This is a genomic window from Paraburkholderia bengalensis, assembly GCF_037126505.1.
GTDB classification, from domain to species: Bacteria; Pseudomonadota; Gammaproteobacteria; order Burkholderiales; family Burkholderiaceae; genus Paraburkholderia; species Paraburkholderia bengalensis.
The window spans coordinates 1-23,996 of record NZ_JACFYJ010000021.1; the positions used below are offsets into that span (position 1 = coordinate 1).

The following is a 23,996-nucleotide window of genomic DNA, read 5'->3' on the forward strand; positions in this document are numbered from 1 at the left end:
GCGATGGTTGATCGGTGCAAGCTGTCTGGGCCGAACAAGATTGACCTGATCGGCAATCGCTCGCATAGACGCGGAAAACCAGTTTCCACACAAGCTGGACCGGCAACGGCCTTCGGTTCGGCTGCCGCTTCGGTATTCGCGAACATCTGTTGCAGCACTCGAGATGCCGGAACTGGCTGATTACGGCCGCCGAAATGCGCATCAAATTGGCGCAAGAGCGATCGTTTCGATGCGCGTTCGCGCGGGGGATATTGATGGGGATAGGCCGACGAGCGACAGTCCAGCCCGGAAAGGCAACGAAAATCCTAGGTCTTTCAATTGTCACCGAATCCCCGGCGGTTTGCAGTGGTGCTGCGTGCGGCTAAAGTTGGGTACCTGATGCCGATCGAACGGCTGGGCGCGGTGTAGCACAGCGCCCAGCTAGTCACGCTATCCCTGTGCCCTATCGGTCAAGCCTCTCGGCGCCGGCGAATGGGTAGGACCTTCTCGCCAGTCAGCCGTGCCATTTCCCGACGTACTTCGAGAAGCTCCATCAGTAGCGAAGCCTCCCGCGCAAGCGCCTCTTCCCACAGCCGACGATACTGTTCTGCCCGGTGCTTTGCTGCCTTGATAGCTGGGCCGGCGTCATTAACAGCGAGTTTCGCTTGCCGGGCCGCCGCCGCCGAAATCTCCGCGATCAACTCGGCAAACATCTCGCGCGACTTCTTGATGCTTCCCTTCCCTCGTCCAGCTTCCAATGCAACGACATCGTTCGAAATTCGAGTGCCCTTCGGCACGACCTTTGAAGTGCCACATTTCAAGCGTTCGAGCGCCTGGAAGTAGTCATTGAGCGTGTCAGCCATGGTCTGAATCCTTGTTGGCGATTTCGAGGCAACGTTTCCGGGCCTGTAGCATTGAGTCCAAGTCGTCCCTCTCAATGTGATACGTGATCGAAGACGGCTCCAGGGACTCGACCAAATGCTGCTGCTGATCGATGGCGCGATTCAGCTTGGAGAGCTTTATTACAATATTCTTGCAATCATGCAGGCACAGTACGCCCATCATTCTCAGGCCGGTCTTATCGCACTCACCGACCTTGACGCAGCCACCGAAAGGGGTTTCCCTGTATGCCGTCAATCCCTTCTTGAACTGCTTGACCGTTACTTCTCGGTCTACGATTTGCCCGCGATTCTTCTTCTGCTGTTCGAAGATGCCTGCCGCACCAAACAGAGGCTCATCGGCGAACACAACGTCACGAAGAAATGCCATTGCCTCGGACACGGGTTTAGCGTCGCGCCAGTCCTTACAAATGTGCTCGTTGTAGTCTGCGGGATCATCCTCAATGAAATTCCTGGCAAAAACGGACCCTTTCGAGTAGTAGAGGGACATTTCCTTCGTAATGTGCTGCAACTGCCTCCGGAGCGACGGCAGGGAGACCAGGCCGCTACGCTGTGCGTATAGCGCGAGCGAGCGCCGGAATTGATGTGATCTCAACGCCCATGCCTGGCCAACGGCGTACTCGGGATCTTCGCCCCAGGAGCGATGCGGGTCGATTTCCTCCAACTCGCGGATGTCCTCATCAAGGACGATGGGACGCAGCCGCTTCAATAAGCGCGCATACGGTGGACTGGACAATCGGTTGTCAGAAGTCTGATACGCATCCTGCCGTACGGCTTGATACGTCGGCTTACCGGAAAATTCCAGGTACGAAGTCGCGACGAACAACGGATACCTGCTAATCCGGTCATCGGATTCGACTGGAATATTTTCGACCACATCGTAAATAACTGAAGCGACACGCTGGGCGACGGAAACCGCCCTCGCCCCTTCCGTGCTGGTCACCCATCGAGTTCGACGAATACGCCCGTTCTCGAATTTCGTTGTTCGTCCAGACAGGAAATAATGCCTCGTACCGGGGCGCTTTTCCGTCGCGAGGCAGTGGTACGGCAGCGTCTGCGCCTCGCTGTGCCGCATGCCGGTGTATGCCTGAATTGTCAAGCGACAAACGACTTGGATATCTGAGAGGCCACTAGACACCCCATGAACCGTCGCACTGGTACCTTTTTCACGAAAATATTCCGTCAGTCCATGCTCTGCGATCATTGCGGTCAGATCGTACAGGCTCTCTCGCCCTCCACGAGGGATCGCGCGGAGGGCCGCAATGCGCCTGACGAGAGCAAGGTAACGATCGGATACCGCATCGAAGTCGTTTAGCTCACTGTTTAGAGCCGACAGCACTGACGAATAGACCCGAGTTGGCATCGGTGGCGTTTGCCTGTTTGCCGGGAAAGCACTCACACGCTTTTGCAGCGTAGCGAATAGTTCGGCGCACCCCAATGGGAAGCCTATGTCGGTTTCCGGATTCATCGCCATGAGCGTAGCCATGAGGCGAGAAACCCTGGTAAGTACATGTTTGGTCTCTAACGAGGCGCAGAAATCTTCCAGCCGAGCCGATGATTGCCATAAATCTCCGAAGCGAATTTCCTGCTTTTCGCTGTACTGCGCCATCAGACGGAGGGCGCTCGAAAGCTCGGTTAGCGAACGAAAACTGAGCGACGCTCCTCGCTTTTTGTAAATCAGAAGAGCCATAAACCGCTGCATTTCTCTAACGATATCGGACCGCAACGCCGACATCGGTTCCCGCATGGGGCGTTCGATTCGGGACGTGGTTTTCTGCCAATAGTTAAAGACCAGCCAGCTTGCGCGGCCATCAGGATCGTAGGGGGTCCAGTTCCAGTAAAGATCCGCGAACCGCGATGCTACTTTTCCGTCTGCATATCGGCTGACCACGAAGTCATCCGGCGGTGTAATGCCTGTCGAAGCCATGTCCCATTCGTCCGGCAGCGCCGCGCTTGCCGGGAGGTCCAGCTTGGCCTGATACGTGCGAGTCATACGATCACCTCTAGCTCGTTGAGCAATGCCCACTTCTCCGCCCAATAGGCGTCGAGTTGGCCGTACTCCTCGACTTCGTGTTCAATCTCAGAGACGATCGATGCCATCCCGTCGAATGCTTTGACCGCGTCGAGCAGCGACGAAATTCTATTTAGGACCGGTTCGAAGTAGGTCTGCGCCCCTGGCAGATACGTTGTCTGCTGAATGACAAAAGCACAGCTGACCAGTTTTCTAACGTCGTGGGCGTCAGCATGAACTCGGTGCTTGTCGCAAAACAGACATCCCTCCTGCCGACCGCAATCTGGTGCCACGGGGACGGCGTCGCCAATCGCATGAGGAGCATGAAATTCAGCGCAGGTCCCCAGATGTCCGGGCACGCCTCCATCCACTAATTCGTTCGCCCGTAAGACTATCCGCTTGTTGAGGGCTGACTCTTCAACTTTGGTCAGGAAGGTCGAAATCTCTTCGTGATGAGCCGACTCGCTGCCGGCTGTGTAGTGGCGCCTCGCGGTCTCCTCTGAATGGCCCATGATGGTAGCCGCGACGGACGGATCATCGTTTCGTACGTGGTAATCCTGTTTGGCCGCACGTAGCTTCCGGTTTCTGATCCGTGGAATAGTTGGATCGACCCTCTGCAATGATGTGTAGAACGATTCCAGTCCCGTTTGCGTCATCGGCTTCGGGTCGCCTCGATGCTCAGTTCCCAAACCGAAAGACAATCGGTCGCATTCGCGACCATCGAGTAGGTAACCACGGATCTCGATGAATTTCGAAAACAATGGCAGGAACTTATTCCGGATTACAACCGATACCAGCTTTCCGCCAGCTCGCCACTTTATCTCCCTGAACCCCTGCTGGGACGTTCCAACCTTATATTCAGCGCCCCAAGGCAGAGCGAAAGCCACAGAGATATTCATGCCCGTTTGCCCGAGGAAAAGAAGCACGAAAGCATTGTGAGCACGCACGGCGGCAGCAATCCTTGCAGGGTGCCGACCATTCCGATTGGCCTCAAGGAGTCGATTTCGTGCATACCGGATGGAACTGTAAGCATTGGATACATCATTGAACCGGGACCGAATCTCATCGACGGTGGCAACTAGCCCATTTTCGAAGTCATACGCCGCATAAGCACGACCGCCACCCGACCCGTTCTCGCCCCGACCAACTGAGGTCGCCAAGCCGTTAAGCGGGAAAAGCCAAACATAATCGCGATCCCAAGCGAGAGACTTTGGAACTTCCATTTTGTAGGGAAACTTGCGACCCTCCAAAACCAGGTCACTATGCCCTCGAAAGATGGCGTCACATAGTCCTTCGAGCCGCCCAAGATCGTGTTCGGAAGGCGGAGTGGTACGCGAATCACCGGGACGCGCGATATCGATTAACCGAACACCGCGGTGAATGTCATGTAGACCGGTGAGCCGCTCCATCAGTCTCAAGGTTGCGAACTGCCGAGATGAGGCAGTTCTCTGCGAGATTTGATTTGTATCGAGTCGATGTCTCAGGTAGTCCACATAGGCGCGAAAGCCAACGTAGGTTGCCTCGCCTCCGCCGCAAACATCCGGGTGCCCGTTTTCATCAGCCCAATCCATCAGGATGATCCACAACCCCACCCACCCATGCACGGTCGAGTTGGTAAAGCCGCAGTACAACAGGTCGGAGGCGAGCGCAATAAAACGACCGATCAGCCGAGTTCTAGCGAGATCGAGCGAATCCAGATCCACCGCTCTAGCCCGTCTGACACGTCGATTGATCATTGCTACGTTACTCTGGCGACGCATGTAACAGAGCGCCCCAACGTCCTTTGCCATGCCATCAAACACAATGACGGCGCTCTCCGGATGGAGGACGGATATGCCCTTGGCCAGGGGAAGCGGGTGCAATTCTATCGGTCGATACGAAAATTGCTCCACGCTACTTTTCAAAGACCTATGCTTCTGCATGGAGAGTTCCCCGCCACGCTTTCTCTATCAAATCTCGAAAGTAGGTTTCGTGTCCGTCAATAGCCGCATTGACTATTTCCTGGTTGGACCTGAAGTTCAGGTACAGGTCAGTCGTGACGTAGCTTTCGTGTCCCATTCGCACGCGAACGGGGTGCGTAGCGCTGGCGGACCCAAGGTATGATCCGATCGCGAATGAACATTCGAAAAGCTTGGCCGCGCTCACGGTACCGCCGATCGAATTCTGGATCAAAGCGCAAGCTCTCAGCTTTCTGCTGATAGTACGGTGATCCCTGCTGGGTCAGAAAGAGATATTGATCATCGTTGTCGCCGCCTTTCGCCTTGCTGCGCCGCGCGACCGCCCGATCGGACGCCGCATACTGCCTCAGCATCTCGTACACCCAACGAGGGATATGCAGTGTCAGCTGCTTGTTGTTTTTCGTATCCACGCCTGTTCCGGGACCGACCTTGCAACGGAACTCTCGCGCCGACTCGGGGAGTTCATCGCGCACGTCGGCCGATCGAAGTGTCAGGGCCGTCTGGATTCTGGCGCCGGACGTCACCATCAGCAGATGGATCAAGAGCATCTCAGGATTCTGAAGCGCAGCCAGCGCCTCGAATAGCCATTGCTGTTCGTTTTGAGACAGAGGCCTCAATCGTTCGCCGTCGTTGATGCATCCATCGTATGGATCGACTTGCTTCGGGGCGCGAATGCTCACGTCCGTCACATTCACCCGCTTACTGATCGCGAGCCCCCGAGAGTCCTTGAACGTCAGATACTGGTCTCGATCCTCCCAGAGGGGATTCTCCGGTGTGAACATGCCTTCGGCGACCAGAAATCGATAGAAGGCGATTACTGACCCCATGGCGCGTCTGGCCGTTGCAGACGCAATCTTCCGTTGGAAAATTCGGTTCTTCAGATAACCGTGAAACCGATAGGTCGGCCGCTGCAACTTAAAACGAGGGAACGAAAGATAGTCGACCTCGAACTCCTCCAGAAACCTCAGAAAAAGCGCCAAGTCGTCGGCGATTCCCTGGAACGTCGTCATATCCGGGTGCAACTGCGCCTGGGACCGAGAAAGAATGTAAATCGTAGCTGCGTCCCATGGAACGCCACGGCTATCAAGAACGACCGGAAAGAGGTTGTAGTTGAACTTGACCCACTTGGGTTGGCCACCATAAGAATCGACGGCCTTCGCGACCTCTCGCAGGTAATAGATTTGCTCGTCCCGATGCGCGCCCGCTGGGATCACTCGTTGTAAAGCGAGAGGGTCAGCTTTGTCACACGTTTCAGTCAGTACGAAAACCGGCAAAACCGCGCACTTGATCGTTGGCTTCATCATGCACTCACCAGATTGTTGGTCGACCTTTGAAGTGTTGTTGCCCCCGTGCTGCGATTACCTACCGATTGGCTGGCAAACGAAACGGACTTGATCCATCGAGGCTGAAATGGCAGTAGCCGTGAATGAGCCGGGATTGTGGTGATTTGTCCATCATGTCAAAACTGAGTTACGCCAGGATGAAATGTCCATTTCCAAATAACTTACACAGGCAGGTATTTCTGCCAGAACTTATCCGTATCTCGATCGTCGTGTCCGACGACGTGATGTAGTGTCTGACGTCGGACGCGACCTGCTTTGCGCGCCTGACTGCCTCAAGCATCAGCACCATCGCACACGTGCTGTCTTTGCCGCCGCTTACACCCGCGGCCAGCACGTGGCCCTGCTCGATATAAGACTGCATCGACGCAATGGCGTTTTCCATCAAGGTATGAATGTCACGGTCCATCGTTCGCTCCGGAAAAGATGGGAGCGACCCTTTCGGGGATCGGCTCCCGAAAGGGTCAAAAAGTCACGTGTGCGTTACAAGGTCAGACCCAGACTTGCTGCCTGTGCCTCTTCGAGCGACTGATCGGCCGCTGCGAAAAGGTCAGGCTGCCGGGTCGCGCGGTCTAGCCGTGGTAACGCGTTGGAAAAGCGGCTTGGCCCGCTGCCGTCGAAACTGTCAGCGCCGGCGGCCGCACAGATGTGAATACGGCGCGCCGAGTTGACCCGCCCGACATGCAGATGGCAATTGCGTCGACGCGCGAGTAGCCCCCACGCTTCGGCTGTCGATTCCTTCCACTCGGTTGATCCGCCGATGAAGATTCCAACGACGGGCGAGAGGTATGGCGCGACGTCCTCCAGTTGCATCCCGTTCTGCACGGCGATGAGCAGTTGCGAGGGCATGCCTCGCAGACGCTCCATCCACCGCAATGAGAAGTCGAGAGAAGCGAGGCCGCCCTGCACGACATCGGGAAGCACGATCCAGTCAGCGCGCTCACCGAGCTTGTCGACGACCGCCAGGAACGCGGACTCGTCAAACGGTTCGCCTCGCTGGTAGGCTGTCCACGCGCCGTTGTCGATCGCGTAGCGCATGCCTTCGGTACGGTGTTCGCCCTTCGCCGAGACGAGGAGATGCCAGCCGGCAAGCGCCAGCGCATCAAGGTTGCGGCGCGTGCCGGTACGGCTCGCATAGCCCACCATCGGTGGGCGGTGCATGATCAGACGCTCCTCAACCTCGGGATCATCGTCAGCGCTCCCATCGACGCAATAGTAATCGGCGTACGCCATCACCGCTTGCGCCCAGCCCTGCTTCTCGCTATTTGCATACGGCGCGAGCCAGCGAGGCATTGCAGCCGTTGATAGTGGTGCTGCATTAACCATGAAAACTCCACAAGTGAATGCGGAGCGACCCCGGCGGGATCGCTCCCGCGACGGTCATAGAAAAAAAAACGAGGCTGTATCGCCGTTAGCGGGCGCGGTACGGCTCGCCCTGCGACGTCACCGCCTTCCAGTCATCCAGATACGCTTTCGCAATCTCAGGATGGTTCGATAGCACCAGCACGTTTTCAGAATTAACGCGCGCGGCCGCCTGGCTGTAGTTATACGAACCGGTCTCGACCGTCGCGTTGTCCACTACCAGGAACTTGCTGTGCTGCATTGGAAACGCGCGAACGACAATGACGGGCACGCCTGCATACGCGAGTGCGCCCATTGCGGCCGCTGCTTTTCCACTACGGTCTTCGTCAACGTTGCTGCGGTAATCGACAGTGACTGCCACGTCAACACCCCGCCGCTTCGCATCGAGCAATGCTCTAACGACTGGCGCCGCAGTGAACGAGTAGGCCATCACCCGGATCGACAGCCGTGCGCTGCGGATGGTTTGCAGCACGAGTTGCTCGGCACCTCCGTCCGGCGAAAAGGCGACCTGCACATCATTTGCCGCGCTGAAAGCGGGTTGCGTCCATAGCAGGCCAGCGCCCGCTACCAGCGCTCCGACGACCGTCGCAACGACAATCTGCTTTTTCATGGGAAGCTCCGTTGGCTTACCGGAAAAGGCCCCGGCCCCTGTAAGGGGTGCCAAGGCGTTTCGATGCCCCGCTCAGGTGCAGGTTTTGGGATGGCTGACCGGAAATGTGATCAGCCTGCCGTCGGGACAAACGCGAAAGTCACCAGGCTCGCCTCGCGGGGCATGAACGACAATCGCGGGACGCGCGCTTACTGCGTGCGCCTGTGGCTGCGCAGTACAGGCGCAGAGCGACGAAGAGCCTGCTGCGAACAGCAGCAAAAGCAAATTTTCCATCGTGGTTTCTCGAGAAAAGGGAAGGTGCTCCGCTTACGCGGTGCGCAGATCAGAAGGGTCGGCCGTCTGGACAGTGACCCACTTGTCATCGACAAGAACGTCACGCAACAGCGAGCCGTTCAGGACATAGAGGTGCGTGTTTCCAGACCGAGGCACGGCAGGACGAACCGAGACCGTCACTGCTTCGGTACGGGTTCGGGAATTTCGATTGATTGACATGGCGTTTCTCTTAAGGAAAAAAGGCGAGAAACGCCCTGTGGGGGCGTTCCCCACAGGGTTAAAAAAAATTGCGTCACGCGGCCAGTGCCTGAACGTCGATCACGGCGTCGGCCTCGTTGACAAGGTCGGGCGTTTGCGAGATGAAAAACTCCCGCTCATACCCGCCCTGCTTCAGCACCTCCCGCTTCATCCGCATGAACTGCAGCTTGCGCTGCGGATCGAGCGGACCATCGGACTCGTCACTGAAAAGCGTCTGGTAAGGCTGACCCGTGTTCTGCGCCTGATAGAGCGCAATGCCACGTGTCAGACACTCGTTGATCCAGACCTTCTGGCCACCGGACATCACCGACACCGACTTGGTGCTATCGGCTTCGGCGTCATGCACAAGAATCTCGAAACCCTCCCGCAGCTCGCCTGTTGCCAGCGCGCGCTGCGTGCGGATTTCGACCGTGAAGCGTGTGCCGTAACAGGCAAGCAGCAGCCTGTTGACGGTGTCAGCCAGTGCGGGACCCGCGTCGTCGATCGTTAACGCAATGACGCCGTCGTTGCCGAGCCCTTTCGCGAGCAGCTTCCACTGCGCAATTTCATCGGAGAGCCGGTCGGCGCGCCGCTGCGTAGCAGAGAACCCGTTCAGGTCTGCATCCAGTCCGTTGGCCTCAGCCTGTAGCACTGTCTGGGCGCGGATCGCACCTTCGATCCTGCCCTCGAGCGCTGCGACTGCTTCGCGATTTGCGGACAGCTTCCGGTCGGTCTCTGCAATTGCGGCCGTCACATCGACGGCTGCAAGCTGCTTCGATTCCTGCTGGATTCTGACCATCTCCGCCGTCATACGCGCCTTTTCAGACTCGTACCGGGCAGCTCGCGCAGCCGCTTCTTCCGCGACTTCCCTCAGTTCCGCGTTGGCGGTTTCAAGGCCCGTCGCGGCGGCATCAAGGAGAGGCTTGCTGGCAGCAAGTTCAGTCGCCGCCTGCAGATCACGTCGAGCGTCGCTCAGGGTGCGGGTCAACGCAGCAAGTTCGCCGCGCTTTGCCGCAAGCTCCGCGACAACGGGAGCGAGCAGGTCGGCCTGCGCTTTCTTTTCGCGATACTGCGCACGAAGTTCGGCCACCGACACACGCTGCTCTTCTGCCTGCGATCTGGCCTGTAGCGCCTGACTGAGCAACGGACACGTGGCATGCATCGCATGCCCCACGCACGGCACCTGGTCGACGACTGCAGCCTGCTTCGTCAACGTCTCGAAGTGGGCGGCTTTCGTCTGACCCTGCGTCATGAGCCCCGAAAGCGCGGTCTGAAGCGTCGCATGATTGACCTGCTTCGCTTCTAGATCGGCGATTACACGCTGCAGAGGCTCCAGCTTTGCCTCCTCGCGACCGATTAGCAGTTGCGCTGCATCGCGCTTCGCCGCCGCTCCCAGAATCGCTTCCTTGCGGGCAAGCGTCGCCTGATGCGTCGTCACCGTCTGCTTCAGGACATTCACGCGCTGCTGGGTCCGGGCGGCTGCTGCCCGCTCATCGCCATCGAGCGTTTGCACGCCCTTGACCAGTTCTTGTGCGCGGACCGACAGTTCGCGCAGACGAGCTTCGGCTGTTGCCGATTCGCCCGCCTTCGCAGCCAGCGTCGCACGCTCCTGAGTCAGCTTCGCAGCTTCCTCAAGCTTCAGATCGCGTTGCGCGCGCGTATCGCGTAGAAGTTCGCCCTGTGCAAGCACGGAGCGTTCGACATCCGCCTTACGCTGCCGCTTGCCCGCGAGTGCAGTCAGGTCCGTCTGGATTTCACCGAGCGCACGGCCAAGAATCTTCGCGACGTCGCCAGCTTTCGCCGACAGCGCCTTCAGATGTTCAATGCCGAGCATCTCCGCGAGCAGCGTCTTGATCTCTCCCGCGCCATACGACGCGAGCGGCCGCCGGTTTTGCGCGGAGAAGACGCTGGTGAAAAAGCTTTGAAGCGAGCCGTTGATGGCTTCGACACAGCGGTTATACGTCGCCGCCTTGCCGTCCGACGCTGTGCCGTCGGGCAAAGTAACGGGATGCCACGCGCCGTCCGATCCACGCCATGCAAGGTAGTACTCCGCCTTGCCTGTCTTACCGGGCTTCCTGAACGAAAACGTCGAGCGGTAACGGATGCCGTCGTGCTCCCACTCAAGTTCCTTCAGCGCACTGGTGCCACAGATGTGGTCCCAATACGAAAAGGCATCGACCGAAAGCATCGAGGCATGCGACGGCATGATCGGATACGGATGCAGGTTATCCATTATCGTTGTCTTGCCCGCCCCGTTAGGGCCGACAAGCGCGATCAGGCCTTCCGGCAACGACTCCAGATCGAGTGTGACGCTCTCGCGCCTCATCCCGTCACGAACGCCGTAAAAGCCTTCGAGCGTCAGTTTCAGAGGCCGCATGACGACACCTCCATCGATTCGGACATTGCTGCCATACGCGAATAGAAGGCGACATCGTCATCGTCGGGAAAAGGCTCGACCATCGGGTCGACTCTCTCTGCAACCGCCACAGGCGCATGAAGCTTGCCTGCGATTGCTGCCTCGACTTTTTCACAGGCCCGGGCAAATTCGCGGCGGGCACCCGTGAGAAGTTCGTCCCAACCCACATAGCCGGTCAGGGTGCGAATCTCCATCGGGGACCATTGCGTCGCCATGCCCATGTGATAAGACCAGAGCAGGTGCTGCATTTCGACGGCAGCCGTGACAACGACCTGATTCGATCCAGGTGTCGTCGCACGAAGGACGAGCATCGGGCCGGACTGCGCCAGCACTGCTCCACGATCCTTCCCAAAGGGTTGGTGAAGGATTGCGGGCGTGAAGCCAGCATGGTCGACGAGTGACTTCTGGATGTCGCGTTCGTCCTGATCGTCCAGGGCGAACACGCGAACCCACTCGGAACCGGCAGGATAAAGACCAAACATGATTGCACTCCGTTGTTGTCAGGCGGAGTGCGCCCGGTAGGGATCGCTCCCCGCCAGGGTAAAAGAAAATGAAACTGCTGAGAAAGGTGAAGCAACGACTACATCGATGCGTCGAAAGACGCGGTGAAACCTCGTTTCGATAGCTGTGGCAGCTATCGGAACAGGGCTACTGTCCCACTGCAGGAGAGCCATACCGGCCTCCCCCGCATTCGGGCAGCAAACTACGCTGCAAACAGATCATCGTCGAGCCACGACTTCTGCGCTGCGGGCACGACCTCGACGGTCGCATCAGGCACCGTATCGCTTTCCGACGAAGAGGCTGGCTCAGGCAGCGATGGCACAGCACTGTCGCCAACAGCAGCACTGCCTACCTCATCATCGGTCAGGCCGGCAAGCACCGCAGCGGCAATCGCCTCCGGATAGCCCGACTCGAGCAACCGGAACCGCTCAACGATCGGCGCAGCTTCAACGCTCGCATGCTCGGCCCACCGTTCGATCTTTCGGTCGACCGTCGGCTCGATACTGATGCCCTGCGACCGCGAGCGAACGACCGGCAGGATGCGCGGCTCCAGCTTGAGAGCAGACGCACCAGCGAACAGCGCTTCGATTGCATCCCGGTCTACCGATTGACGATGCTCCTCGTCCACCTGCCAACGAACACGAACGAACTTGTCGCCCGCCTCAGCAGCAATGGCAGCGAGTCGCTCCATGTCCGGAGGGCCGTCGAAGTCAACGCAGACCGTCTCCCGCGCCGGCGTTGGAACAAGCAACGCTCTCGCGTTTCCCGTCTCAACGTCCCACGCCAGATAGCCTTTGTCACCTTCCTCGCCGTAGTGAAACCGGCCAGGGGAACCCGCATAGGCAACAACACGGCCACCGCGCTCCCACTGCTGCGACTTGTGAATGTGGCCGAGCATGAAGGCGTCGCATTCGGCCTCGAACAATGCACCGAGCGAAAACTCGTGATCGAAGCCCGCCATCGTGACGCCATGCTCAGTCGTGCAACCGTTGACCGTGCCGTGCGACACACCGACCGTTAGAATGCCTGCTGCCCGAAGCCGAGCATTGATACGCCCAGCCGCTGCCAGATAGTCACCCAGAACCGCCTCAAGCCCGGTTGCTGCATTCTTCGCGCCGACAGCGGCCGCCAGTTGCCCCTTGTTGATGGAGGGCAAACAGGTGAACACAACGTCGGCGCCAAGCTTCAGCACGCTCGCAAGCTCCTCGTCGTTGAAGACAGGGCCTGCAGATTCGAAGAAACGCCCCTCGAACAGGCTGACCTGCTGCACGCGCTCCGCAACGAAAACCGGGTGTGTGGCTCCCATCAGCGCGAAGTTACGCAGCGTGCCGGGCGGCTCGTGCGAAAACGTGCCTTGCAGCATAAGAACCGGCATACCGAGCGACAGGCGGTTGATGTTTGTCGCCAGCCGGTTTAGCGCCGGCGCATGTGCATCAAGCCTATGGTCTGTAGAGTCGCCCGAGATCACTGCGACATCCATGCAGCGATTGAGCGCGTCATCGACCGCGTACGAGAAACACCGGTCAGCCTCATCGAGGTTTTCTGGCGAGTAATGCAGGTCAGAGATGTGAGCGATTTTCACGTCGCCTCCTGAAAAAGAAAAAAGGCCGCCCGTGGGCAGCCTCAATGGATGGTGCGCCAGGTGGCGCAGTTGAAAAAGTCAGCGGGACAGGGTGTCGCGCACCTTCATCAGCGTGATGCCGAGCAGGTTCGTGCCACGCCAGTTCGCCTTGTCGAGAATCAGCGGGTCGCGCTCGCCCAGTCCCACGCCCCAGATACGGTCGTAAGGACTGGCTTCGACGAGCTCGGTCGGTGCCGTCGCCAGCAGCAGCGAGCGCAATCCCGGGTTCTGGGCAAACTTCTCCCGGCACCCGACATAGACAATCGACTCGCGCTTGCCTTCCCACGTCGCAAGGTCGAAACCTTTCACGCCCCGTCCGATCGCCTTCTGATCTTTGGGATGACGCGCCGCGAGAATTTCTGCCGCTGCATTCTCATCGCCAAACAGCTTGGCTTTGGAAAACATCATGAACTGCTCTACCGAGGTGAAGTCCACGCCGTGATAACTGAACCGGCACGGATGCCAGTTGCTCAGCGCGTCATCAGCGCCGAAAAACAGCGTGAAGTTTGCTACCTTGCGCATCGCGGAATGCTCCTAGAAGACTGTGATGCAGCCGTCGCCCTCTCCCCAGTTGATCTGCGGCTTCGCAGGTACGGGTTCGATAAACGACGTGCTCATGCACTGCTGACATTGGACAACGATCCGCTGCGTTCGATCCGCGGTGAAGACCTTGAACAGGTCTCCACCACAGCCACCGCAACGCATCTGCTGCAGACCCGTCAGGGCGCTCAGATCGCTCGACATAACGTTGATACTCCATCAAGACAGGAAAATGATCCGCCGTCAGGCGGAAGGATTCGATGCGCAGGGATGCGCGGTCGAAAACGCTTGAGCAAGTGCCGCTTGCTGAAGGGTTCTCGGTACGCGAATAGTGAAGAAAGGAACGACCAGCCCCGAAGGGGCCGGTCCAAGGTTAGACGTAGGTCTTTGCCTGCAGGATCTCGTCATCAAGCGCAGCGCGATCGTCGAGCGCTGCCGTCAGGCGTGCGTTCATCTGATCAACGTCTGCCGGTCTTTCCGCCCAGCCACGCCCGAATCTGACGTGCGCGAAGCGGCGGAAGTCCTGCTGACGATCTGGCTGGCTGAGCCCCAGGCGGTTAAGCAGATCGGACATGCGGTGACGCTTGTCTTGAAGCGACTCGCCCTCTTCGGGCTCGCCACCGCCGTCGGCACCTGCGTTGCTTGCGCCGACCGTTTCGCCCTGCATCTGCGCAACGGTCCCGGAGCCTGCCTCTGTCATGGCCTGCGACAGAACCTCGACATTGCCACCGGCTTCGATCAGGGCAACTGCACGGCTCGCCGCTTCGAGCGCTGGCTGCGGCTCATCGCCTGCATCCAGCAACGCCCCGAGATCGATATCCGCATCGAGCACGGTTAGCATCTGCTTCTGACGCACCGGCTGCCCGTTGTCGTCGATCCGCGTGATGTCGAACTCCTTCTTCGACAGCCAGAAGCGCGTGCCGGTCAGCCTGCCTCGCGCGAGCGAGACCGTCTGCATGGCGGAATACGCTTTCTGCAGGACATAAATCGAGTTCGTTGGAAGTTCGATGAGTCCCAGGCCTTTCACGTCGGGAATTGCAAACACGAAGTTGGCGCTCAGGTTGCACTTGCGTTCCTGATACTGGGGACACACGTGCGGATCGCAGATTCCGTCGGGAATGTCGTCATCCTGACGCTGGATGACAAGGCGACCACCGAACGTCCGCCGCGCCCGCTTCGCACGCTCATCGCGCTCGACCGGTGCATACGTCTTGCAGTACCGCTTGCCGTCACGGCCATACTCCGAGAAATACTGCCGTCCCGTCGTCGTATAGGCCGCCATCTGATTAGGCACATTACGCAGCCAGTCGTCGAAGGCGAACATTACCGGGAAGCGGTGCAGTTTGAGGCCGTCGCCACGATCCTCTCCGTACAGCTTGAGAATTTCATCGGCGGTGTCAGGATTCGAGAAGTCCGACCGTCTGCAGGTGAAATGCGGGACGTTTCTCGGAATCAGCGCATTGCGCAGATTCAGCTTCGACTCGATCACCTTTCCGATCGTCTCGTAAGAGTCGCCGGCGGCCACCATTTCGTCGTACAGCTTCACGGCAGCCGGATTGCCCTGCGCGTTGCGTGTAAGAACCTTGATACCGGGCCGGATCTTGCCAATGATCGGCGGTCGGATTGCGCGCTCTTCGACCAGACTGCGAGGCGCGCTGTCGAACATCTGGACGACTGCATTCATGATGGTTTCCTTGCGAGAAAAAAGATGGCGTTCGTGCGTAGCGCGCTGGCCTGGGATTCGATCTCCCGGGCTGCGGCGCTACCGCGTCGTTCGCTGACATGGTGGATAAAGACAGAGCGCTGGGCGTCGCTGTACATCGCAACCTGCGCAATTTCACAGCGGCTGCGCCAGGCGTCGGATGACGTATCCGAAGCGGCACGCTCGTTATCGATCTGATCCTTGATGGCCTCGGCAATACGCGCGTTGAGGCGGTCGGGCAACAACATAAACACCTCCAGTTGAGAAAGGCCCATCCGGAATGGATGGACGAAAAAAAAAGCCCGCTCCGGTCAGGGAGCGAGCTTCGTGAATAGGGGATAGATGTGACCTACGCGCCACGTCCCTTCTGGGGACGTGGCGTGCAGGGAGCGGCACCGGAAGCCGGAGCGCTCTGTCAGAGGACGTAAAGTCGTCCTCGCGCAGCATGGTCACGCTGCGCAACAGCCCATTTTCGGAAAATACATTCCGCCGCAGGAATCACGGATCAGCCAACTTCGATCGTTCTACCCAGATCAGGCTCTGGAGAGAGAACACCCGAAAACCTGGGCTCGAACGATGTACCGGCGCAAATGAATGCAGGCCAGGGTACGAGTATCACAGCTGAAATAGGGGAATCTGTAGCGGGCAGATTCAGCACAAGAAGATATCCACACCGGTAGCTATCCGGTCGGAGCATGCCCAAAGGCACGACTTGGAGAAAGAAGATGGACTCCGGGCTTGGAGTCGAGGTCGATGCGTCAGAGACGCGGGGAATGGATTGAAGTATCCGGGCAAATGACAGGTGTAGGCGTCTTAAAGCTCGCGAAATTGATATAGCTTTTGCCCGCTTGACTGATCGGTGTTCAGTGAGAATTTATGTGAGAGAGAACACATACACCGAGAACACGTTATGTCTGGCTTCGATACGGAAAAGCCCGAGGCGGTTGATCCAGAACGGCTGATTTCCCCTTCCACTGCGACTGCGACTGAACCGGTCTCCGGCGTCCTGCGCCCCATCAAGCGCCTCACCAGCGATGACCGCCTCGCACGCATCCATCCTGAGACGCTGGCAAAAACCGAATTGCTGTACTACTCCGATTTTGCCCGCACCTTCGTCCGCTCCGACTACAACTTCTGCGCAGCAAAGATGACGGTCGCGCGCGGCGGCAAGCTCCTCGCACTGGAAGCGGAGTTCCACACGGCGGAAACCTTCTTCCGCAAGGCACTCGCCTGGGCTAACCGGCTGCACGGTCGGCGCACCGGCCTTGCGCCCGAGCGCGTGACACTCGAAATCAAGCACCCCTTGTCGGGACGGCTCGTTCGCCTGCTCACAATCTATGACCAGCTTTTCCTCAAGACGATGGAAGCCCTCGCCGGCCGCTCAGTCATGGCGCACGAACGCAAGGCAGCGCTTGACGCCGCAGCCGCGCGCATCAAGCAGATTCCCCAGTTGTGTATTCCGGACAACGACCGGTATGCCGCCGAAGGCGTCCTGCTTCCCGACTCCGACGACACCCACTGAACCCCTAACTCCGCTCTGCCGGAGCTTCCTTGACTTCAGGCAGCCTCGGGCAGGCTGTAATCCAGACAACGAGAAGAGGCATTTTCATGGACATCCGCGAAATCCAGCGACTGCACGCTCAGTTCGCTCCGGACTCGATGGTCATCGACCTTCCCCGCCAGATTGCCGCCTTGCCCGGCCCTGACGACGTATCAGCACCCGAGCCGTCACGCGCACTGCATCAACGTCTTGGCGGGATCGCGCCGCGCGCACGGCAGGCCACGATCGCCCTGGCCATTGCGGCTATGGTCGCGATGGCGGGCATGGGCGCAGCGTCGCTCTACAAGAACCTGGAGGCGAGCCACGGGAGAGCAACGACAGCTCCGACGAAAACGGAAGACGCCAGCAGAAAAGGTGATGCACTGAACGCGGCTCCGGCGAATCAGGAAGCCCCGGCCTACCGGGAGGTCAATGCGACACCCCCTCACCCTGTTACTGCCGCGCCCGCACTGAGCGCGAGCGACTTTGCTTCGGCACGCTCACTTGGCCTGACAGCCGACCAGTTCCGCGATTCGCTGAAAGCACCGGCGCGCAGCGCGCAGGCCGCCACGGCAGGCACCGCGCCCGCGCTGACGAGCGAAGCGCAGCTCGCAGCAGTCTCGCCAATCCATCGCGCAGGGTCGAGTAGAGAGGCAACCGCGGTCGCGCAGCAACCGGCTACTCCTTCACCGCCCGCAACTGCCCAGCCCGTAGCGGTCGCGACGCAGCCAGCGCAGCCGGCGGCCACAACAGCAAAAGTGCCAGCCACCGCTGCTCAGACGGCGCCCGCGTTGCAGCCGGCGCAGCAACCTGCCGAAGCAGCCAAACCGGCGCGCGCCGCTCGCCATCACATCTCGCGCCCTCGCGCGGAGCAGAGCGCAGAGCCCAATAAAGACGCCAGCCCCTCGGCCGAAAGCCGCGCCGGGTCTGCCGAAGTGAAGTTGTTCTAGGAAGTCCCGACATGAAAAACGAACTTTCGATCACCCTTGTTTCCGCCGGCTGCACCATCAGCGGCGACATGATCGTTGATCACGGCATCAGCTATTTCGGCCTGCTCGACGGGGGCCTTATCTCAACGCAGGGGCTTTTACACGTCGGCGAGGGAGGTCTGATAAATGGCAACGTCCAGGGCGACCACGTTCGTATCGACGGTCGCGTCGACGGCAACGTCCATGCGCGCGGCACTCTTGAAATCAACGGACACGTCTCGGGCGACATCATGTACTGCGGCACCATCCGCCTCGGACCGCGCGCCGCGCTCAACGGCACGCTCAAGCGCGTGGCCCGCATGCTGACGGTCGAACCGGAAGCGAACGAGAGCGCAAAACCCGAGATCGCAGCCACGTCTACCGCTGCGTCCACGCAGGAGCACACCGAGTCGAACGTGACCGAGTTATCCCGCGCCAAGGCCTGATCCAAACCGACTGCTGGCAGCTACCAGTCCAGCGAACCGTTCACCAACATCCACGCGGTTTAATCGAATGAAAAAGACCCTTGCTATCGTCCTAGCCCTTTTTGCCACGAGCGCAATCGCTGAAGGCAACCCGCAATTCAACGGCGCGCAAAGTCCAGCAATCGACGACGCGCGCTCCCCTTCGGTCGCACTGGAAACCGGCTGGGAAGTCGATCTGTCTGACCCAGATCGTGCTATCGCGCCATCCGTGGCGTCCGCCCCGTTCAAGGTCCTCTATGAGGTGACCTTGTCCCGTGACGGGAAATTACTCAAGTCGTACAACATCCTGACGGACAACGGCAAACAAGGAACCGCTGCTAGCGAAGAAATCACCCCCTATCTCGCTTCCTGCGATGCCGCTACTGGTTGCTCGGCCGCCGAGTTGCGCTCGAGTGTCAATTTGGCTCTCACGCCACGAGTCGGAGCCGACGGCTCCATTCTGACTGCCTGCAAGATCGACGTATCAACAACGCTTCGCGCCGATGACTTCAGCACCATCAGCGATTTCTTCTTGCTTCGGGGTCAGGAAACGACAATCTCGCATAACGGCTTGTCACTGACAATCAGGGCAAAAGTTGTCTGACGGTCGCTGCCTCGACTCCCAGCACAGTCGCCACAGGCGCGAAGTTGAGAAGGTCGCCACAAAGGACGAAAGATGAAGATAAGGAAAGTAATCAAATGGGCCGCGGTAGCCATTTCCGTTGCAATGCCTTTCACTGTGGTCAACATGGTCTCGGCCTATGTCGATAACGGCTCAGCTATGGCCCGAGCCTCACTCATTCAAACCGATGTTGTGCGGCTCGCCCAGCTCGCCGGCGACATACGCATTCTCCCGCCCGCGGATGCGTCAGCGCTTCTGGCCAGACACGGCCTGAACTCACCACAAGCACTTCAGACGAAGATTGAGGACGCGCAAGCCAGCTTTGCGCAATCACGTGCCGACGTGGAAAGCACATCGCGCCGCGTCTGGCGCAATACGGCAATTGGTTTTTTTTTGCGTAGCGATCACCAGCTGGCTCTCTGTGACCCTGGCTAACGTGCTGCCGCGCAAACGCCCAGACGGCTTCGCCGCCGCAGCGTAACTACCGCCTCAGAACCGACGTGACTTACCACGCCGTCGACTGGGAGGCCGCGGCACAGGAAGCCGCTTTTGATGGGCTCTGTTTCTGCATGCTCAGCGACGGCCGCTTCATCAACCGGCAGGCGATGCCCGATGACACACCGCACCGGAGCCGCTTCACTCTGAGTGCCGAAGTCTTCGAGCAGCACATTGCTTCACTGATTCCCGAGCCGCATGCCTCACGGCCATGACGGTCAACACCTGATTCACTATCGATACGGAGAACCACATGCAATCGATTCGCAAGGCGCTTTTCGCAACGGCTATCGCCGCAGGATTCATCGCCAACGCTCAAGCGGCCGCGACGATTCAAACGCTGGACATCACTTGGTATAAGGACGGAAAGGTGATCGACCAAGCGCAACATATCGTGAACGACGGCACCACCCTGACACCGTACCTGCAACGAGGCGGAAAGGAGGTTGGCTACGCGAACTGCACGGGCTCGGCGGGCGCGATGCGCCTGAGCGCCGAGAAGATGTTCGTAGGCCGCTCGCTATTCATCAACCCGGTTTCCGTAAATGCCGGAAAGGTTCAGCTGTCGGTTTCGGCGACGGACACGGCACTCGACGGGATCCGCAAGACAGGGACAGCGGACTGCACGTCCGAGGTCGTCGATGTGCACGGCTACACGGCGTCGGACATTCCGGTTGAAATCGCTGATGGCCAGACTGTTGATGTACCGTTGAAGAATCCTCAGTACAAGCTTGTGCTAAGGCTTCACCGCGACGCGCTGTAAAGGCCAATGTCGACCGCAACTGTTGCGACCTTGTGAGATTAGGGTTTATACTTATCTCGTCTCCTCCATGTTTCCGACCATGGATTTAAGCCCGCCTTCGAGCGGGCTTTTTTCTTTGCGCCAGGTATTGCCCGACGGCCCGGCGCGCGCGACGCTTGCACGCCAAACCGGATTAAATCAGCCAAAAAGTGCCGGCAAATCGTTAGTCGTGGACTAGTATTTCGTCATCCAGCACGAGGCGGGGGCCGCTATGGGCGCATTTCGCGTAGTTGTGGGCATGTGGATTGCCCCGGATCTCGCTGCTGTCAGGCGGGTATCGGACGATTCGCGAGCTTTGAACCATGACCATTTCGATGCGGCCGCGATCGCTCAGGCACTGGAGGAATTCAATCCGTGCGGAGAACGGATTCGCATCCGGTTCGCTGATGACACCATCGATCTGGCAACTGCCCGCGCGAGGGTCAATGGGATGCTATCGGGACCTCCGGACTGCCGCGACTTCGCCCAAGCGGTCCTGGCCGCCGCCAGCAGGTCCAGAGGCCCCGTTATCAAGGTGCGGGAACAATGGGCGACGCTTCGGGCCCGGAAAGCTGAAGCCCTCGCAGCACCGCCGGGTCTTTTGATGTTCGCGCTTTACGGCACGTTCGATAGCACGATGATCTGGCTGCAGCAGTTCCAGATGCGACTGCGTATCAGGGCGGCCGACCCGATGCACCTGATGCTCGACGGCCCCGGGAAGGCGGACCTGCAGGGAGTTCTACCAACGGAACTGTCAGCGCTCTTCGAAGCGCACTTCGGTTTCCCCTATCTGCCAGACTGCCTCGTTGCGAGGCTGGCGCACTCGCAGCTGCCCGACTGGATGCACCGACAGGTTCAATGAAGCCTGCTCTCGCGCTAAGCCGGCCGCGCCCCGGTTTCGATCTGCGCCTCAGTGACAAACCGCGACGCGAAGTTCTTCGACGTCCCGGAAATCATCAGCGTTTCGCGCGCGCGCGTCATCGCGACGTAAAACAGCCGCCGCTCTTCTGGCTCAGTTGATTTGGCATCGGGGACGATGGTGTCTTCGGATCGCGCGATCCAGACGTGGTCCCATTCGAGCCCTTTCGAGCTATGCATCGTCGTCAGGACAAGCGCGTCTGTTGCGGGCTCGTTGTTGTCCTGCCGGAGGAACAGCAGCCGCTCGGCGAATGATCCAGTCAGACGCGACAGCACGTCATACGTCGCCTGGATGGTGCGGACGCCGTTTTCCTTCTTCGTGTACTTGAGCATCCACTCATTCACGCCCGACAGCACCAACGAATAGAATTTCCGCTCGCATAGTCCCCGCCATTCGGCGAGCCGCTTCATGAACTCGCGGTAGTTCGTTGCGACGTCTTCCGGCATGCCCAGCTCGGCCAGTTCGGCCCGGGGCTTCTGAACAAGCTCTGCGCCCATGTTCGCGTGCAGCGCACGCAGATGGTCGGCATGCAGTCCCGAATGCGCCAGCACCGCGTCAAGCCCCGTCGCCTTCACGCCTTCAATGATCTCCAGCAGATTGCAGAGCAACGCACCCTCAGGACGATTGAGAACCGATGCCCCCGACGCGCGGTGATACTTCACGCCATACGAACGGCAGACGGCCTCGAGCGGATCAAGGATGCGGTTAGTCCGGGCGAGGACCGCACACGTCTTTCCGTTTCGCAGTAACGGTGCAAGTGCCTCGATAGCCGCTTCCGCTTCCACGTACTCGTCGGCGTGGCGGGATGCCTCGACCCGACCGCCGGCGCCCTTTTCAGCGCGGAGCACTTTCGGGATGCGGTCCGGATTGTTGCGGATCACCCGGTCAGCGGCCGCGAGGATTTCGGCGCGGCACCGATAGTTGCTTCCAAGCACGACCGGCTTGGCTTCGAATTCCTTGATGAAGGATTCCATGCCCCGATAGCCGAGTGCCTCGCGAAAAGCGTAGATGCTCTGATCGTCATCGCCTACGACCGTTACGATCGAGCCTGCTTTTGCGTGAAGCTCGATCCACCGGTACTGCAGAGGGTCGGTATCCTGAAACTCGTCAACGAGCAGGTAAGTGAACGGATACGGCAAGATCGTGCCGTTCTGCATGCCTTCAACGGCGAGTCGCAGCATGTCCTGGAAATCGATCTTCCCGTTGCGGGCCAGCGCCTCCTGGTAGGCGTTGTACAACTGGCCGTCGGCGCTGTTGACGTCGCACCGGCCGAAATTCGTCTTGATCTTTTCAATCGTCGGGATGACGTCCTCGGCCTTTCCGTCGAGCCCGAGATCCTGCATGACGCGGATGAGCAGACCGAGGCGGTCACCGTCGCTTGCAATGTCAGGCGGCCGCCCACCGGGACGCTGAAGCTGTTTGTAGGCGAGCGAATGGAACGTGCCCGCGACAAGGCGCTTCTTCACCGCCTGCCCCGCCACGTGGAGGATGCGCTCACGCAGCTCGATCGCCGCGTCTTTCGAGAACGTCACCGCGCCCACAACAGCCGCGCTGTCCTGCAGCAGCAGCGCGGCCTTGGTGGCGATCGTTTTTGTCTTGCCCGCGCCGGGGCAGGCAATCGCCACGCAATTCTGGCGCAACTGGGCGACTTCCCGCTGCTGCGGATTGAGTTCGTCCAGCATGACGCCCCCTTACAGGCCGCGGACCGTAGTCATCAGGCGCAGGTGCGTCATGTAGCCACGAACGCCGAGCGGATTCACTTTCTTCAGGAAGTGCACCGTCTCGTCATCGACGTCCGACTGGTCGCGAATGCCGTTCCAGACCATGAAGTCAAACTGATCCATCACCTTGTCGAACTTCATGATCGCCGACAGCACGCGCATCGAGAAACGCGAATAGACCTCGACAGTCATGTCGAGCGCCGGCATCGGGATCGACGGCTCGAACACGAACTCGCCCGCTTCGCGAAGCTCCGCCTCCTTTTTCTCGCGGAAGCCTATCGCAACGCGCAGCGCTTCATCGACATATTCTTCAATCGACTTGATCTGCTTCTCGAAGAAGCTGTTCACCGCGGTCTTGTCGCCCTCGCCGAATGTCGAGTCGCCGAAACGCTGCATGTTCACGCTCATGCGGTTCAGGTACGGCCACCATTGCTCGAATAGCGGCTTCAGCCGCGTATGGTTCAGGCGTACGTTCGCGGGCACGACTGCCGCGCCGGAAAGCTGCCGCTCCATCAACTGTCGGCCGAGCTCACGGCGGCGCTTGATGATGGCGATACGCTCGCTGCCAGGCAGATCGCGGAACGCCTTGCGGGCCTTTGCAACCTCGGCACGCTTCATGTTCGCGTCATCGGGCGTGATCACGCCTTCCTTCTGCAGACGGTCCGCGTCCGCTTCCATCTGCGTCAGCTCGCTTTCGATCTCGCGCTCGCCCTCTTCGGCGCCGTCGTGACCAGCCTCGCCACCCGCGCGCGATGTCTGCGCCAGCGTTTTCAAATCGGCCGCAGCAGCAGCGGCAGTTGCAGCGGACGCGTGCGCATCTGCGGTCACGGGGCTTTCCAGTTCGGTATCTGCCACAGTGGTGGTGCTCATGCCCGTTTCTCCTTGGTGGACCTGTGTCGTTTCATCGTTGGTAATCGGGCACGCACAACGCGTCCCCACCAATGCAATTGTTGCGTCGGCACCGGGCGCAGAGCGCCCGAAACACGCGTTATTTCACAAGCCTTTAAAGGCGACAGCCCGCTAACGTGTCACCGGCT

Annotated in this window: 25 protein-coding genes; 8 read left to right on the forward strand and 17 right to left on the reverse strand. The window is 59.4% G+C overall.

Features of this window, described 5'->3' with window-relative positions; all coding sequences use genetic code 11:
* The 15 genes from H3V53_RS14930 to H3V53_RS15000 all read right to left on the reverse strand — a co-directional run.
* Positions 1-215 (reverse strand): hypothetical protein (locus H3V53_RS14930; protein ID WP_336598580.1); only part of this gene is annotated, 215 nt, incomplete at its 3' end.
* Positions 216-449: 234 nt separating this feature from the next.
* Positions 450-842, reverse strand: a complete 393-nt coding sequence (locus H3V53_RS14935; protein ID WP_336598581.1) for a hypothetical protein — start codon at positions 840-842, stop codon at positions 450-452.
* Complete coding sequence (locus tag H3V53_RS14940; protein ID WP_336598582.1) at positions 835-2,871, reverse strand: hypothetical protein; 2,037 nt, start codon at positions 2,869-2,871, stop codon at positions 835-837. Before H3V53_RS14940 ends, H3V53_RS14935 begins: the two co-directional genes overlap by 8 nt.
* Complete coding sequence (locus H3V53_RS14945; protein ID WP_336598583.1) at positions 2,868-4,811, reverse strand: hypothetical protein; 1,944 nt, start codon at positions 4,809-4,811, stop codon at positions 2,868-2,870. The genes H3V53_RS14940 and H3V53_RS14945 overlap by 4 nt, the downstream gene beginning before the upstream one ends.
* Before the next feature lie 107 nt (positions 4,812-4,918).
* On the reverse strand, positions 4,919-6,151 hold the full coding sequence (locus H3V53_RS14950) for a hypothetical protein (protein WP_336598584.1): 1,233 nt from the start codon (positions 6,149-6,151) through the stop codon (positions 4,919-4,921).
* 166 nt (positions 6,152-6,317) lie between these two features.
* Positions 6,318-6,596, reverse strand: a complete 279-nt coding sequence (locus H3V53_RS14955) for an adenine nucleotide alpha hydrolase family protein (protein ID WP_336598585.1) — start codon at positions 6,594-6,596, stop codon at positions 6,318-6,320.
* A gap of 74 nt (positions 6,597-6,670) precedes the next feature.
* Complete coding sequence (locus H3V53_RS14960; RefSeq protein WP_336598586.1) at positions 6,671-7,513, reverse strand: hypothetical protein; 843 nt, start codon at positions 7,511-7,513, stop codon at positions 6,671-6,673.
* Positions 7,514-7,598: 85 nt separating this feature from the next.
* On the reverse strand, positions 7,599-8,159 hold the full coding sequence (locus H3V53_RS14965) for a phospholipase D family nuclease (protein ID WP_336598587.1): 561 nt from the start codon (positions 8,157-8,159) through the stop codon (positions 7,599-7,601).
* 565 nt (positions 8,160-8,724) lie between these two features.
* Complete coding sequence (locus H3V53_RS14970; protein WP_336598588.1) at positions 8,725-11,046, reverse strand: SMC family ATPase; 2,322 nt, start codon at positions 11,044-11,046, stop codon at positions 8,725-8,727.
* The gene (locus H3V53_RS14975) at positions 11,034-11,567 is read right to left on the reverse strand and encodes a hypothetical protein (RefSeq protein WP_336598589.1); all 534 of its coding nucleotides are present in this window, start codon (positions 11,565-11,567) and stop codon (positions 11,034-11,036) included. The genes H3V53_RS14970 and H3V53_RS14975 overlap by 13 nt, the downstream gene beginning before the upstream one ends.
* Before the next feature lie 221 nt (positions 11,568-11,788).
* On the reverse strand, positions 11,789-13,168 hold the full coding sequence (locus tag H3V53_RS14980) for a metallophosphoesterase family protein (protein ID WP_336598590.1): 1,380 nt from the start codon (positions 13,166-13,168) through the stop codon (positions 11,789-11,791).
* Between the two features lie 78 nt (positions 13,169-13,246).
* Complete coding sequence (locus tag H3V53_RS14985) at positions 13,247-13,729, reverse strand: NADAR family protein (RefSeq protein WP_336598591.1); 483 nt, start codon at positions 13,727-13,729, stop codon at positions 13,247-13,249.
* A 12-nt stretch (positions 13,730-13,741) separates the two neighbouring features.
* Positions 13,742-13,951: a hypothetical protein gene (locus H3V53_RS14990; RefSeq protein WP_336598592.1), complete on the reverse strand. Its 210-nt coding sequence runs from the start codon at positions 13,949-13,951 to the stop codon at positions 13,742-13,744.
* A gap of 169 nt (positions 13,952-14,120) precedes the next feature.
* Positions 14,121-15,431 (reverse strand): recombination directionality factor, encoded by a 1,311-nt coding sequence (locus tag H3V53_RS14995; RefSeq protein WP_336598593.1) that lies wholly within the window; start codon positions 15,429-15,431, stop codon positions 14,121-14,123.
* Positions 15,428-15,694 carry a DUF7696 family protein gene (locus H3V53_RS15000; RefSeq protein WP_336598676.1) on the reverse strand — a complete coding sequence of 89 codons (267 nt, stop codon included), beginning with the start codon at positions 15,692-15,694 and terminating at the stop codon, positions 15,428-15,430. Before H3V53_RS15000 ends, H3V53_RS14995 begins: the two co-directional genes overlap by 4 nt.
* A 665-nt stretch (positions 15,695-16,359) precedes the next feature.
* Between H3V53_RS15000 and H3V53_RS15005 the strand changes: the two genes are divergently transcribed.
* The 8 genes from H3V53_RS15005 (at position 16,360) to H3V53_RS15040 (ending at position 21,181) form a co-directional block, all read left to right on the forward strand.
* Positions 16,360-16,971, forward strand: a complete 612-nt coding sequence (locus H3V53_RS15005) for a DUF1845 domain-containing protein (RefSeq protein WP_336598594.1) — start codon at positions 16,360-16,362, stop codon at positions 16,969-16,971.
* 86 nt (positions 16,972-17,057) lie between these two features.
* Positions 17,058-17,939 carry a hypothetical protein gene (locus H3V53_RS15010; RefSeq protein WP_336598595.1) on the forward strand — a complete coding sequence of 294 codons (882 nt, stop codon included), beginning with the start codon at positions 17,058-17,060 and terminating at the stop codon, positions 17,937-17,939.
* A gap of 11 nt (positions 17,940-17,950) precedes the next feature.
* Complete coding sequence (locus H3V53_RS15015) at positions 17,951-18,403, forward strand: bactofilin family protein (RefSeq protein WP_336598596.1); 453 nt, start codon at positions 17,951-17,953, stop codon at positions 18,401-18,403.
* Positions 18,404-18,470: 67 nt separating this feature from the next.
* Positions 18,471-19,025 (forward strand): hypothetical protein, encoded by a 555-nt coding sequence (locus H3V53_RS15020; RefSeq protein WP_336598597.1) that lies wholly within the window; start codon positions 18,471-18,473, stop codon positions 19,023-19,025.
* Positions 19,026-19,097: 72 nt separating this feature from the next.
* Positions 19,098-19,478, forward strand: a complete 381-nt coding sequence (locus H3V53_RS15025; protein WP_336598598.1) for a hypothetical protein — start codon at positions 19,098-19,100, stop codon at positions 19,476-19,478.
* 65 nt (positions 19,479-19,543) lie between these two features.
* Positions 19,544-19,753, forward strand: a complete 210-nt coding sequence (locus tag H3V53_RS15030; protein ID WP_336598599.1) for a hypothetical protein — start codon at positions 19,544-19,546, stop codon at positions 19,751-19,753.
* 38 nt (positions 19,754-19,791) lie between these two features.
* Positions 19,792-20,301, forward strand: a complete 510-nt coding sequence (locus H3V53_RS15035; protein WP_336598600.1) for a hypothetical protein — start codon at positions 19,792-19,794, stop codon at positions 20,299-20,301.
* A 250-nt stretch (positions 20,302-20,551) separates the two neighbouring features.
* Positions 20,552-21,181, forward strand: coding sequence for an RNA-binding protein (locus tag H3V53_RS15040; protein ID WP_336598601.1), 630 nt, complete (start codon positions 20,552-20,554; stop codon positions 21,179-21,181).
* Positions 21,182-21,195: 14 nt separating this feature from the next.
* On the opposite strand, the gene H3V53_RS15045 is transcribed toward H3V53_RS15040, so the two are convergent.
* A complete protein-coding gene (locus tag H3V53_RS15045) occupies positions 21,196-22,920 on the reverse strand; it encodes an ATP-dependent helicase (RefSeq protein ID WP_336598602.1) in 1,725 nt (574 codons plus the stop codon).
* Positions 22,921-22,929: 9 nt separating this feature from the next.
* Entirely contained in the window at positions 22,930-23,829 is a 900-nt protein-coding gene (locus tag H3V53_RS15050) for an ATPase (RefSeq protein ID WP_336598603.1), read from the reverse strand.
* Between the last annotated feature and the right edge of the window lie 167 nt (positions 23,830-23,996).

What these genes read in the sequence shown, in the direction of transcription:
- H3V53_RS14975 (WP_336598589.1), bottom strand. Translation starts at nt 11,567, where the DNA reads ATGTTTGGTCTTTATCCTGCCGGTTCCGAGTGGGTTCGCGTGTTCGCC.
- H3V53_RS14940 (WP_336598582.1), bottom strand. Translation starts at nt 2,871, where the DNA reads ATGACTCGCACGTATCAGGCCAAGCTGGACCTCCCGGCAAGCGCGGCG.
- H3V53_RS15025 (WP_336598598.1), top strand. Translation starts at nt 19,098, where the DNA reads ATGAAGATAAGGAAAGTAATCAAATGGGCCGCGGTAGCCATTTCCGTT.
- H3V53_RS15050 (WP_336598603.1), bottom strand. Translation starts at nt 23,829, where the DNA reads ATGAGCACCACCACTGTGGCAGATACCGAACTGGAAAGCCCCGTGACC.
- H3V53_RS15035 (WP_336598600.1), top strand. Translation starts at nt 19,792, where the DNA reads ATGCAATCGATTCGCAAGGCGCTTTTCGCAACGGCTATCGCCGCAGGA.
- H3V53_RS14945 (WP_336598583.1), bottom strand. Translation starts at nt 4,811, where the DNA reads ATGCAGAAGCATAGGTCTTTGAAAAGTAGCGTGGAGCAATTTTCGTAT.
- H3V53_RS15020 (WP_336598597.1), top strand. Translation starts at nt 18,471, where the DNA reads ATGAAAAAGACCCTTGCTATCGTCCTAGCCCTTTTTGCCACGAGCGCA.
- H3V53_RS15040 (WP_336598601.1), top strand. Translation starts at nt 20,552, where the DNA reads ATGGGCGCATTTCGCGTAGTTGTGGGCATGTGGATTGCCCCGGATCTC.
- H3V53_RS14970 (WP_336598588.1), bottom strand. Translation starts at nt 11,046, where the DNA reads ATGCGGCCTCTGAAACTGACGCTCGAAGGCTTTTACGGCGTTCGTGAC.
- H3V53_RS14990 (WP_336598592.1), bottom strand. Translation starts at nt 13,951, where the DNA reads ATGTCGAGCGATCTGAGCGCCCTGACGGGTCTGCAGCAGATGCGTTGC.
- H3V53_RS15005 (WP_336598594.1), top strand. Translation starts at nt 16,360, where the DNA reads ATGTCTGGCTTCGATACGGAAAAGCCCGAGGCGGTTGATCCAGAACGG.
- H3V53_RS15045 (WP_336598602.1), bottom strand. Translation starts at nt 22,920, where the DNA reads ATGCTGGACGAACTCAATCCGCAGCAGCGGGAAGTCGCCCAGTTGCGC.
- H3V53_RS15010 (WP_336598595.1), top strand. Translation starts at nt 17,058, where the DNA reads ATGGACATCCGCGAAATCCAGCGACTGCACGCTCAGTTCGCTCCGGAC.
- H3V53_RS14950 (WP_336598584.1), bottom strand. Translation starts at nt 6,151, where the DNA reads ATGATGAAGCCAACGATCAAGTGCGCGGTTTTGCCGGTTTTCGTACTG.
- H3V53_RS14995 (WP_336598593.1), bottom strand. Translation starts at nt 15,431, where the DNA reads ATGAATGCAGTCGTCCAGATGTTCGACAGCGCGCCTCGCAGTCTGGTC.
- H3V53_RS14985 (WP_336598591.1), bottom strand. Translation starts at nt 13,729, where the DNA reads ATGCGCAAGGTAGCAAACTTCACGCTGTTTTTCGGCGCTGATGACGCG.
- H3V53_RS15015 (WP_336598596.1), top strand. Translation starts at nt 17,951, where the DNA reads ATGAAAAACGAACTTTCGATCACCCTTGTTTCCGCCGGCTGCACCATC.
- H3V53_RS14965 (WP_336598587.1), bottom strand. Translation starts at nt 8,159, where the DNA reads ATGAAAAAGCAGATTGTCGTTGCGACGGTCGTCGGAGCGCTGGTAGCG.
- H3V53_RS14955 (WP_336598585.1), bottom strand. Translation starts at nt 6,596, where the DNA reads ATGGACCGTGACATTCATACCTTGATGGAAAACGCCATTGCGTCGATG.
- H3V53_RS14935 (WP_336598581.1), bottom strand. Translation starts at nt 842, where the DNA reads ATGGCTGACACGCTCAATGACTACTTCCAGGCGCTCGAACGCTTGAAA.
- H3V53_RS14960 (WP_336598586.1), bottom strand. Translation starts at nt 7,513, where the DNA reads ATGGTTAATGCAGCACCACTATCAACGGCTGCAATGCCTCGCTGGCTC.